Raw genomic sequence first — 12,048 nt, 5'->3', positions numbered from 1 at the left:
AATTAAAGTAAATATTAATAAATGACAAAATAGAAAATTCTTTTACAAACTAATTATGAAAATATATAATTAAAATATATAGACAAATAATATGATTTTAATATAAGGTTTCATTTTTAAAATTGGAGGAAGATTGATGGAAAAAAAATATGTAATTGCCCTAGACCAAGGAACGACAAGCTCTAGAGCGGTAATTTTTAATAAACAAGGTGAAATAGTATCTGTATCACAAAAAGAGTTTAGTCAAATATTCCCACAGTCAGGATGGGTAGAACATGATCCTATGGAAATTTGGGGATGTCAAAGCGGCGTTATGAGAGAAGTTGTAGAAACTGCATCAATAGACCCAAAAGAAATAGCTGCTATAGGAATAACAAATCAAAGAGAAACTACAATAGTATGGGATAAAAATACAGGAAAACCTATTTATAACGCCATTGTATGGCAATGTAGAAGGACTTCGAAAATTTGTGATGAATTGAAGGAAAAAAAACTAGAACAGGTTATAAGGGATAAGACAGGTCTTATTATAGATGCATATTTTTCTGCAACAAAAGTTAAATGGATTTTAGACAATGTGAAAGGTGCTAGAAAAAAAGCTGAAAGAGGAGAACTTTTATTTGGAACTGTAGATACTTGGCTAATATGGAAGTTGACAAATAAAAAAGTTCATGTTACAGACTATTCAAATGCTTCTAGAACAATGATGTTTAATATAAATGAATTAAAATGGGATGAAGATATACTAAATGAGCTTGATATTCCATTAAGTATGCTTCCTGAAGTTAAACCATCTAGTTATATATATGGTAATACAGATATGCATATATTAGGAGAAGAAGTTCCTATTTCAGGATGTGCAGGTGACCAACAATCAGCATTATTTGGACAAACTTGTTTTGAAGAAGGTAGCGCTAAAAATACTTATGGAACAGGCTGTTTCTTATTAATGAATACAGGAAACAAATTAGTTAAATCAAAAAATGGATTATTAACTACAATTGCATGGGGTATAGGAGAGAGTGTAACTTATGCATTAGAAGGAAGTATATTTATGGGTGGTGCATCTATTCAATGGCTTAGAGATGAACTTCGTATGTTAAAGAATGCTTCTGATAGTGAAGACTATGCAAATAAAGTAGATGATACAAAGGGGGTATATGTGGTGCCAGCATTTACAGGTCTTGGTGCACCATACTGGGATATGTATGCAAGGGGGACTATACTTGGTCTTAGTAGAGGTGCTAAGAAGGAGCATATAATTAGAGCAACTTTGGAATCTATAGCTTATCAAACTAAGGATGTGCTTTCTGCTATGGAAGAAGATTCTAATATATTATTAAAGGACCTAAGAGTTGATGGCGGTGCTAGTAAAAATAATTTCTTAATGCAGTTTCAATCAGATATTTTAAATGTAAATATAGATAGACCTAAAGTTGTAGAGACAACTGCTCTTGGTGCAGCATATTTAGCAGGATTAGCAGTAGGTTTTTACGATGATCTTAGCAATATAAAAAATAATTGTAGGTTAGATAAGCATTTTACACCTTCTATGGAAGAGGAGAAAAGAAAAAAACTATATAAGGGATGGAAAAAGTCTGTATCTAGAGCACTTGATTGGGCTAGAGAAGACGAAGAATAATAAGAAGGCATATGAAGGTTACAAGCTTCATATGCCTTTATTAATAGTAAATTTTCAAGTAAAAATTTAATCGTATAAGAAAGTTGGTACTGAGTTGTAAATATATCTATCACCAACAACTAATAAGATATCTTTTTCCATAAATACTATATAAGGTCCTGGAGAAATAATTAATTCATCTCCTCTTTTTATTGCAACAATAGTAGCGCCAGTATTTTGCCAAAATTTAGTTTCTGCTGCTGTTTTTCCAATGAATTTACAGTGAGCTTCTACAGTAAACTGTATAGGAACTAGCGGATTAATAACTTCTAATCTATCAGAGTAATCTAATATTTTGTTTAATGTAAGAATTATATCGCTATCAATTCTTGATTTATCTTCAAGTAATCTATATAAATTACTTTTATAAGAAGATATGTTTGTAATGTCTTCATATTTTTTTATAAAAGATAATGCATTATTAGAAGATAAAACTATTACACCTTTACCTTTTATACTTTCAACTATGTCGATATCTTCTAGTAGTTTTATTGCTCTTCTTATTGTCTCTGGAGAAACATTGTATTTCCCAGCAAGTATAGAACGACCATAAAGAGTACTACCTTCTTTTATGTCCCCAGTATGTATCTTATTTGCTAAATCTAATGCTATTTTTTGATATATAGGAACGGTATATTTTTCTTTCATTTATTCACCTTCTATTTTAAAATTGTAAAATATAAAATAATATCACTATTAATATTGTATAGATAATTTAGAAATATGCAATATACTATTATAAAAAATATGAATATGTATAAATATAAATGTAATGAAATGGGTATAAAAAATTTGACTATTGCATTTTACCCATATAAAATAGATTAGTATCATTTTAGGAAAAATTAATAATAAAAGGAGAAAAAATGAGTGAAATAACAAAATCAAACAGATTAAAAGGCATATTCTTTATAATTTTATCTGCCTTTGGATTTGCAGTTATGTCGGCTTTTATAAAATTATCAGGTGACTTACCTAATATGCAAAAAGTGTTTTTTAGAAATTTGGTAGCTGCAACAATTGCATTATTTTTAATAATAAAACATAAAGGAAGCTTTACAGGAAAAAAAGAAAATAGAAAAATATTAATATATCGTTCTATATTTGGAACAATTGGAGTTATTTTTAATTATTATGCTATAGATAAGCTAGTATTATCAGATGCAAATATGTTAAATAAAATAAGTCCATTTTTAGTAGTAATATTTTGTGCTTTGATATTAAAGGAAAAAATTAATGTGAAACAAATATCAGCTATAATTGTTGCATTTATTGGGGCACTATTTATAATAAAACCTACCTTTGATGTTAGAGTTGTGCCATATATGATAGGCTTTTTAAGTGCAGTATTCGCTGCTCTTGCATATACTTTTGTAAGGATGCTAGGAAATAAAGAAGAGTATTATACCATTGTATTTTTCTTTTCTACATTTTCATTAATTACAGTTTTACCAATGTTTCTAATGGTTTATGAGCCAATGACATCGATGCAGTTTATTTATTTAATATTAGCAGGTGTATTTGCCAGTCTTGGTCAATTTGGAATTACTTTGGCTTATAAATATGCTCCAGCTAAAGAAATTTCAATATTTGATTATAGTAATATCATATTCTCAGCTATTTTAAGTATATTCTTATTTGGTGCATATCCAGATAGTATTAGTGTTGTAGGTTACTTTATAATATTTGCAGCAGCTTTGTATATGTTCCTATATAACAAAAAACAAGATAAGTTAATAAAATAATCTAAATATGAAAAATGTATATTATAATTATTTATAGAAGTAATTTATTTTTCTAATAAAGGGGATTGTCTGATGAATAAAGTTAAATTAGCTATAATTGGAGCAGGTGTAAGGGGGAGATACACCTATGGTAAATTTATAAAAAATAATAATGATATATGTGAAGTTGTAGCAGTTGTAGAAATTAAAATAGGAAGAAGAGAAAAGTTTAAGGAAATATTCGATTTACCTGAGAATAAAGTATTTGAAGATATAAATGTTTTTTTTGAAAAAGAAAAAATGGCAGATGCAGTTATAGTTTGTAGTAATGATAATACTCATTTTCATATAGCGACTGCTGCTTTAGAAAAAGGCTATGATGTTTTAGTTGAAGGTCCTGTTGCTAATAACCTAGATAAATTATTTCATTTAAAAGATTTATGTGAAAAAAACAAAGATAAAATTTTTATGGCTACAATGCCTTTTAGATATTCAAATTTATTCTTAAAGATTAGAGAAATAATATTAAGCAAAGAAATGGGAAATTTAATTAATATTAATTATAATTCTTATATAGGGTACAAGAAATTTGCACATAATTTTGTAAGAGGAAATTGGAGATTGGATAATGATACGGCTCCACTTATTTTAACAAATAGTTGCTATGATTTAGATATACTTGAATTTTTAACAAATTCACAATGTGAGAAGATTTCATCTTTCGGTAAACTAAATCACTTTATAAGGAAAAATTTGCAACTAGATATGAGTGAGCTATGTATAAGATGTAGTAAAGAAAAAGAATGTCCTTATTGTGCTCAAAAAATTTACCTTAATGATGATGAAATGAGTCATGCACTACATATAAATCCAACGGAGGAAAACGTAAAGAATATATTAAAAGAGGGCCAATATGGACAATGTGTATATTCTTGTGATAATAATGTTTCTGATAATCTAATAAGCATACTTAAATTTAAAAATAATATTACAGCAACACTTAATATTAGTGCATTTATGAAAAAAGAAAATAGAAACTTAACACTCATGTTTACTCATGGAGAAGTTTATGCAGATTTGCAAGATAACACTATTACTATTAAAAAATTTATAAATGAGAAAGAAGTAGTAATTAAGCTTGATAAAGATAATTCTGAAGAACGATTAATAAGGGATTTTATAAAAAAAATAAAAAATAGAAATATTTGTGATTTGAAATCCAGTGTTCTTTCAACTATAAATAGTCATGTTACAGGATTTGCATGTGAGTTTGCAAATGTAAGTGAAACGGTAGTAGATATAGATGAGTTTTGGGGTGAATCTTGTGAAATGACCAAGAAAATTGAAAAATTATTATTTTAGTATAAATAAAAAGTCTATCCTTTGATAGACTTTTTATTTGCTTAAAAGTAAAACATCAGAATATATTTCTAGTAGATAGTAAAGTAAAACAAAAAGAATTTGATTAGCGGGACTTATACTTATTCCTTCCATAAAAAAATCTACAATTCCAACTACTAAACAAGAAAAAGAAGTATATAGAATAAAATCCATGGCTCTTTGTTGAAACCTAGAAATATTGCTTTTAACTTTAAATAAACCAATTAAAATAGAAGTGTAATAATCGGCAGGGATAAGCATAATATAGCAAATTATTAGGAATATTATAACGTTTGTATATGAATCATATGTAAATCCTAAAAAAGATAAAAAACCTATTCCTGCTATTGTATATATAATTGCCTCAAAAATTAACATGGTAACCATATAGATAATAAAAGAAATTAGGGTAAATTTTAGTACTATTTTTTCTTTTTTTATATTAATCAACTCCTAGAAAAATTTTAATAATATATAACTATAAATATTTATAAATTTACTTATAGTAATATTACTATTGTAATTCGTATAAAATGCTAATAAATAAGTAAAATATTATGGAATGGGGGATAATATGAGATATCCAGATCATTTAAAAAAAGGAGATACGATAGGGTTGATTGCACCAGCAGGGCCCTTAAGAGATATAAAAATAGAAGAAATAAAATATGAATTAAATAGACTAGGTTATGAAGTTAAGATAGGAAAGAGTTGCTATTTATCATACAAAGGATATTTAAGTGGTAAAGACAAAGAAAGAGCTTTAGATTTAGAGAGAATGTTTTTAGATAAAAATATAGACGCTATTATTTGCGTTAGAGGAGGATATGGATGTGCCAGGATTCTCGATTTAATAGATTTTACTATAATTAGAGATAATCCTAAGGCATTTATAGGTTTTTCTGATGTTACAGCTCTTCATATAGCTATAAATCAGCTATCTAACTTAGTAACTTATCACGGTATTATGGCGGCAAGTATAAAAAAATGGGACGAATTTACTTATAGTTCATTGACAAAAGCTTTAAATTTTAAAGAAGAATTAGTAATTGAAAATCCATCTAATGAAAACTTAATGTCCTTATATGAAGGTTATTGTGAAGGTGTAATAACAGGAGGAAATTTATCTGTAATTGTTTCAACACTGGGAACTAAATATGAAATAGACACAAAAAATAAAATATTATTTATAGAGGAAATAGGAGAATATACTTATAAAGTTGATAAAATGTTAAATCATATGCAAATGGCCAGTAAGTTTAATGATTGTAAAGGAATAATATTTGGAGAATTTACAAATTGTAAAAAAGCATTTCAAAATGACGAAGGAATTTTAAATATACTTAAAGAGATTGCTATAAAAAATAAAAAGCCAACTATATGTAACTTGAAGTCTGGTCACTGTATGCCTATGGTTACCATACCTTTAAATATGAATTGTTGCCTTAACTCTTATGAAAATAAAATAATATTAATGAAAAGCATAAATTAAGGATAGTAAACTATCCTTAAGATGATTTATTCTGAGGTGTAACTAATATTAATAAAATAGCAAAAACAAGAAAGAGACGAAATGACAAAGTAATCACCACATTTCTTTTTATATTTTTATATTATGTATATTTAAATAAGTGTGGTATAATTCATATTAAGTATAATTTTGGCAGGAGGAATTAACATGTCTGATGATAGAATAATTGATTTTAATGAATTAAAAAATAAAGTGAAAGACAGTGATGTAGATAAATTTGAAAATTATATGTATGATTTATATTTCTCTGTGGCAGATGGAAGTATGACTATGTCTCAATTTACATCTAAAATATATGAATATATGAGAGAAAATAATATATCACAAGAGAAGTTTTTAAAAATGCAAAATAAATTAATGGAAAGATATGGGGTAGATCCAACGGAGCTGGACCAGCAAATAAAAAATCTTGGTTTAAACCCTAACAGCTTAAGCTTTGATGATTTAAATAAATTTAATCCTACAAATAATACACAAAGTACAATAAATGAAATAAAAGAAAAAGTAGATTATGATATAGATAAAAACTCTGATTTTTATAAAAAATATAATAAAGATTTAGAAAGTAAGGAGTTAACAACAACTTTTTTAAAGAATGAAGTAAATGATATGAAAATTATTATTGAAAAAGAGAACGTAACTTTAATTAGTGAAGGTTGCATAAATTTAGTAGATGCTCAACTGAATGAATTATTATTATCATACAAAAGTATTAACAATGAAAAATTAAAAATAACTATTTGTGAAAAATGCAAAGAGTACGATTATTAAAATACACTTCAAATAGGAGTGTATTTTTTATGTGAAATATTTACAGAAAATTTTAAATATTATGGATTTATTGAAAGAAGTGAAATACAATAGGGGTATAAGGGGGGAATGGAGGAATAGAAAATGATATTAACGGCAGTAAAGGAAACTTTATTATTATTTTTAGCGTTATTTTTAGGTATTAATGAAATCTATATTTTAGGAATACCAACGATTTTAATTATTTCATGTTTATGTATAGCTGGATTATTTTACACGGGATTCGAAGAAATATTGGTTAATACTGAATCCGAAGACTGTACATTAGGAATTATAAACATTTTTCTTGGCTTTGTATTGTTAGGTATGACACTTACAAACAATATTGTAGTCTAATTTGCAATTATAATAAAAAAGGTGTTATTTCCAAAAGAAACAACACCTTTTAATTTAATTATATTAAAATACTTTTAACTACATTAATTCCGTTTTGCATCATACTATTCAAAAAAACAGTGTTAAAAAAATCACCGCTATGAATCATATCTATATCATAAGTTTCCACTAAATTTACAGGAACTATAATGTTTTTATCTAAGTTATTTTGATTGAAGTATGTTTTTAAAGTTAGCACAAATTGATAGACACAAATATCAGTACAACATCCTACAACTATGAAATTATCCAAGTTTTTGTATTTTTCCATATTCATAACAAAAAATCCATTGGTAGAGTTTTTTTCTAATATCTCTATATTATTTATATCTAGTATTTCCTTTACAATTTCGCTTTCTTTATCTCCTCTTAAACAATGAGCAGGGTAACTTTTTAGCTCTACATCATCTTCATTATGAGTGTCTGTAAAAGCTACAATTGTATTTATTTTAGAACAGATTAATTTTCCAAAATCAGCTATAGGATTTATTATTTTTTCTACTCTTGGAGAAGATAGAGCACCTTCTTTGGCAAATCCATTATTCATATCTACTATAAATAATCCGGTTTTATTTAAATCATAGTCATTAATATCAATGTTAGATAAATTATTTAAATTATTTACCAATGCTTTGTAGTTATCTAATATTTTTTCCATAAAAAACCTCCCAATATAATATAAGCTTATTTTATATTTACTAAGAGATTATGTCAATACATGTGTATATACACCTTGGAATTGTTTAAAACTTTACTAAAATTTCATAAATATATATGAAATTTATTTATCTATTGAGGAAAGTATATTAGGAAAATCAGTAAATATTCCATCTGCTTTAAATTTTAATAGTTTTTCATATTCTTCAACGGTATTTACTGTGTAACAAAGAATTTGCAGATCTCTTCTATGGCATTTCTTAATAAATTTTTTGTCTGTAATAGAATAACTACTACTTATATAAGTAGATTTGTTTTTTATAACTTTTGAAAAGATTATACTTTTAAGTCTATATTTATAAAATTTTTTACTGATCAAATAAGACCTTGGTATTTTAGGACAAAGAGCTTTTACTTTATGAAGGCTCTTTATCCTAAAAGAAGATATAATTACCCTTCTTTCCATTTTTAATTCCTTTACTAAGTGAATCACATTTTCTTCTAAGTGTTTGTATTTTATTTTGCTATTTTTTAGTTCTATGTTTATTATAAAGTCTGTAGGTTTAAATAATATAAGAACCTCTTTTAGAGTAGGTATTTTGCAGTCCTTGTTATTTTCATAATTTTTGAAATTAGAATTTAAAGATTGAAGTTCTTTTAAAGTCATATCTTTAATATAACCGGTACCACTAAATGTTCTGTCAACTTTTTCATCGTGTATAACTACAAGATGATTGTCTTTTGTTTTTTGAACATCTATTTCAATGCCATATATGTTTAAGTCAAGACATTTCTTAAAGGCTAACATAGTGTTTTCTGGATAAAACCCACTTAGTCCTCTATGGGCGATTATTTTCATTATCTAAACCTCCAAACTAAATTTTAAGTAACGGTATAAGTCTGCCACTAAGTAAAGACTTATACGTTGGTTTTATGAACGAATGGACTATTATTTCTGGATAGATATTTCTTCTGCTAGATTATTTAAATACTCCCATCTTTCATATTTATGTTCTAATTCTTCTTCTAATTTTTCTTTTTCATTCATTATTTCTTGAAGTTTTGTAAAGTTTGTTGCAAATTTGCTTGTATCTCCTTCAAGTTTTTTAATTTTGTCTTCTAATTTAGCAATGTCATCATCTATAGTGTCAAACTCTCTTTGTTCATTAAAAGAGAACTTAAGTTTTTTATCATTTTTTGGCTTTTCTTTTTTAATTTTTTCTTCTTTTGTGATACTTTGAGCAAACTCCTCAAATTCTATTTTTTTATTTTCTCTATATACTAAATAATCACTGTAATTCCCTGTATATATATGAATTTTACCTCTACCTTCATATGCAAATATTTTGTTACAAATTCTATCAAGGAAGTATCTATCATGTGATACAGTTATAACTACACCTTTGAATTCATCTAAATAGTCCTCAAGACGATTTAAAGTTTCTATATCTAAGTCATTTGTAGGTTCGTCTAGTAAAAGAACATTAGGTGCAGACATTAAAATTCTAAGAAGGTGTAACCTTCTTCTTTCACCACCGGATAACTTTCTAATATAAGTATACTGCATAGTTCCATCAAATAAGAATTTTTCACACATTTGAGAAGCAGTAATTTTACTTCCATCAGCAGTTGTAATGTAGTCACTTTCTTCTTTTATATAATCGATGGCTCTCATATCAGGGTGCATATGCGAATCATCTTGAGAAAAACAACCTATTTTAACTGTTTCACCTATTTCAATTTCACCGCTATCAGGTTTGATTTTACCGTCAAGTATGTTAATTAGAGTAGATTTACCTAAACCATTTTTACCTATGATACCTATCCTGTCATGTCTAGCTAAAGTGTATTCTAAATTAGCTATTACTTTTTTATCATCAAAAGTTTTAGATATATTATGGATTTCTATAATTTTGTTTCCAAGTCTTGATGATCCTACAGATATATCTAACTTTTCATCAATTATATTTTTATCTGCATTAACAAGTTCATCAAATCTTTGTAGTCTTGCTTTTTGTTTAGTACTACGGGCCTGAGCTCCACGTCTAACCCAAGCAAGTTCTGTTCTTAGTAGATTTTGACGCTTAAGTTCTGAAGATTGTTCTAAATCGAGTCTTTCGGCTTTTTTTTCTAAGAAAACAGAGTAGTTACCATCATAGCTAAATAGTCTACCTTTGTCTAATTCTATTATTCTATTAGTAACTCTATCTAAGAAATATCTATCATGAGTTATCATAAGTAATGAACCTTTAAATTTATTTAGATATTCTTCTAACCAGTCTATTGTATCGTTGTCTAAATGGTTAGTAGGTTCGTCTAGTATTAACAATTCACAAGGAGTAATTAAAGCAGAAGCAAGGGAAACTCTTTTTCTTTGTCCACCAGACAACTCTTTTACCTTTTGATTAAAGTCTTTTATTCCTAATTTCATAAGTACGGTTTTTGCATCACTTTCCAAATCCCATAAATTTAAATCATCCATTTTACTTTGAAGAGAAAGTAGTATATCATTTAATTTTTCATCGTAATTATGATTTATTTTTTCTAATATATCTTGATATTGACCTATTAATTTCATTTCAGAAGAAGTACCTTTAAACACTTGCTCAAGAACAGTGGCTTCTTCATCATAGTATGGGTTTTGTGGAAGATATTCAATTCTAACTTTGTTAGCCTTAATTATAGTTCCAGCTTCACTTTCTTCAACTCCAGCTATTATTTTTAATAAAGTAGATTTACCAGTACCATTAACACCGATAAGTCCTATTTTTTCTCCCTCATTTATACCTAGAGAAATATTATTCAATAATGTTTTTTCTGAGTAGTTTTTACTTATATTTTCTAAGCTTATTAAATTCATTTCTATCACCTTTGCATATTATCATTTATTATATTTATAATTATTAGTCAAAATATAAACTTATTATAACTCAAATACATATTCATAGACTAGCTATTTTGAAAAGTTAAAATTTTTATAAATGAAAGTTTGATGTTTATTGAAAAGATATATAAAATTTATAGTATTAGGATTGCAGAAGAAAATTATACAAGAAGAAAAAATTAAAATAAAAATTAGAGGTGATAAGATGAGATTTTACGTATCTCAGTTAGTAGAAACAGAAAAAATTTTACCAATACTCAGAAAATATGATGTAGGTTTAGAAGTTGTGCAGTTTGCTAATCCTTATATATTAGATAATAGATATGAGATTATGGAGATATACAAAAAAGAGTTAAAAGATTTATATGGAAATATTGATTTAATAATTCATGGCCCATATGCAGATTTATGTCCTGCAAGCCGCGACAGTGAGATAAAAAGGATAACTAAGTTGAGAATGGATCAAGCGTATGAGGTGGCGAATGATTTAGGAGCAAAGAAAATACTTTATCATAATGGATATACACCAAGGACGTATACATATTTAGAATGGAAAAAGAATGCGTATGATTTTTGGATTGAGTTTTTGAAGGGGAAAAATAATAAGGAAATAGTTATAGAAAATGTACTTGATGAAGAATATGAGCTTTTGGATGATTTAATGACGAGAACAAATAAAGATAATTTTTCTGTTTGCATAGACATAGGTCATATAAATGCTTATTCTAAAATAAGTGTAGAAGAATGGATAAATGCTCTTTCTTATAAATTAAGTCATATACATTTACACAATAATTATAAAGATAAAGATAGTCATTATGGCATATACAAAGGAAGTATGAATGTAATAAGAATACTTAATAAGCTAAATGATATAAATAATAATATAACCGTATCTCTGGAAATTACAGATTTAGAACAGTTGAAGGAATCTTTAGATATATTAGTAAGAGAAGATTTTGTGAAACTGAAGATACAAAAATAGGTAGCTATATAGCTACCTATA

Annotated in this window: 12 protein-coding genes; 7 read left to right on the top strand and 5 right to left on the bottom strand. The window is 26.7% G+C overall.

From position 1 onward, the window contains the following. The first annotated feature begins 136 nt into the window (after positions 1 to 136). On the top strand, positions 137 to 1,642 hold the full coding sequence (gene glpK / locus TEGL_RS13490) for a glycerol kinase GlpK (RefSeq protein ID WP_018590169.1): 1,506 nt from the start codon (positions 137 to 139) through the stop codon (positions 1,640 to 1,642). Positions 1,643 to 1,708: 66 nt separating this feature from the next. Here glpK and TEGL_RS13485 read toward each other — a convergent pair whose 3' ends face one another. Next, entirely contained in the window at positions 1,709 to 2,329 is a 621-nt protein-coding gene (locus TEGL_RS13485) for a TrkA C-terminal domain-containing protein (RefSeq protein ID WP_018590170.1), read from the bottom strand. A gap of 218 nt (positions 2,330 to 2,547) precedes the next feature. Between TEGL_RS13485 and TEGL_RS13480 the strand changes: the two genes are divergently transcribed. Both TEGL_RS13480 and TEGL_RS13475 read left to right on the top strand, forming a co-directional pair. Then, positions 2,548 to 3,426: a DMT family transporter gene (locus tag TEGL_RS13480; RefSeq protein WP_018590171.1), complete on the top strand. Its 879-nt coding sequence runs from the start codon at positions 2,548 to 2,550 to the stop codon at positions 3,424 to 3,426. A gap of 72 nt (positions 3,427 to 3,498) precedes the next feature. Further along, positions 3,499 to 4,767, top strand: a complete 1,269-nt coding sequence (locus TEGL_RS13475) for a Gfo/Idh/MocA family protein (protein WP_018590172.1) — start codon at positions 3,499 to 3,501, stop codon at positions 4,765 to 4,767. A gap of 33 nt (positions 4,768 to 4,800) precedes the next feature. Here TEGL_RS13475 and TEGL_RS13470 read toward each other — a convergent pair whose 3' ends face one another. Continuing rightward, on the bottom strand, positions 4,801 to 5,235 hold the full coding sequence (locus TEGL_RS13470) for a YrvL family regulatory protein (RefSeq protein WP_081617861.1): 435 nt from the start codon (positions 5,233 to 5,235) through the stop codon (positions 4,801 to 4,803). Between the two features lie 124 nt (positions 5,236 to 5,359). Here TEGL_RS13470 and TEGL_RS13465 point away from each other — a divergent pair, with 124 nt between their 5' ends. The 3 genes from TEGL_RS13465 to TEGL_RS13455 all read left to right on the top strand — a co-directional run bounded on the left by TEGL_RS13465 (position 5,360) and on the right by TEGL_RS13455 (position 7,462). After that, positions 5,360 to 6,277 (top strand): S66 peptidase family protein, encoded by a 918-nt coding sequence (locus TEGL_RS13465; RefSeq protein ID WP_018590174.1) that lies wholly within the window; start codon positions 5,360 to 5,362, stop codon positions 6,275 to 6,277. 186 nt (positions 6,278 to 6,463) lie between these two features. Beyond that, on the top strand, positions 6,464 to 7,087 hold the full coding sequence (locus tag TEGL_RS13460; RefSeq protein ID WP_018590175.1) for a DUF3867 family protein: 624 nt from the start codon (positions 6,464 to 6,466) through the stop codon (positions 7,085 to 7,087). A 123-nt stretch (positions 7,088 to 7,210) separates the two neighbouring features. Further along, on the top strand, positions 7,211 to 7,462 hold the full coding sequence (locus TEGL_RS13455; RefSeq protein WP_018590177.1) for a hypothetical protein: 252 nt from the start codon (positions 7,211 to 7,213) through the stop codon (positions 7,460 to 7,462). A gap of 58 nt (positions 7,463 to 7,520) precedes the next feature. Here TEGL_RS13455 and TEGL_RS13450 read toward each other — a convergent pair whose 3' ends face one another. The 3 genes from TEGL_RS13450 to TEGL_RS13440 all read right to left on the bottom strand — a co-directional run bounded on the left by TEGL_RS13450 (position 7,521) and on the right by TEGL_RS13440 (position 11,018). After that, positions 7,521 to 8,159, bottom strand: coding sequence for an isochorismatase family cysteine hydrolase (locus tag TEGL_RS13450; RefSeq protein WP_018590178.1), 639 nt, complete (start codon positions 8,157 to 8,159; stop codon positions 7,521 to 7,523). A 123-nt stretch (positions 8,160 to 8,282) separates the two neighbouring features. Continuing rightward, positions 8,283 to 9,017 carry a glycerophosphodiester phosphodiesterase family protein gene (locus TEGL_RS13445; RefSeq protein WP_018590179.1) on the bottom strand — a complete coding sequence of 245 codons (735 nt, stop codon included), beginning with the start codon at positions 9,015 to 9,017 and terminating at the stop codon, positions 8,283 to 8,285. 90 nt (positions 9,018 to 9,107) lie between these two features. Then, positions 9,108 to 11,018 carry an ABC-F family ATP-binding cassette domain-containing protein gene (locus tag TEGL_RS13440; RefSeq protein ID WP_018590180.1) on the bottom strand — a complete coding sequence of 637 codons (1,911 nt, stop codon included), beginning with the start codon at positions 11,016 to 11,018 and terminating at the stop codon, positions 9,108 to 9,110. A gap of 139 nt (positions 11,019 to 11,157) precedes the next feature. On the opposite strand from TEGL_RS13440, the gene TEGL_RS13435 reads away from it, so the two are divergent. Continuing rightward, positions 11,158 to 12,027, top strand: coding sequence for a sugar phosphate isomerase/epimerase family protein (locus TEGL_RS13435; protein ID WP_018590181.1), 870 nt, complete (start codon positions 11,158 to 11,160; stop codon positions 12,025 to 12,027). The last annotated feature ends 21 nt before the right edge of the window (positions 12,028 to 12,048 follow it).

This window comes from Terrisporobacter glycolicus ATCC 14880 = DSM 1288 (assembly GCF_036812735.1).
GTDB classification, from domain to species: domain Bacteria; phylum Bacillota; class Clostridia; order Peptostreptococcales; family Peptostreptococcaceae; genus Terrisporobacter; species Terrisporobacter glycolicus.
The sequence above is the reverse complement of the archived record's forward strand: the minus strand, read 5'-3'. Positions and strand labels throughout refer to the sequence as shown.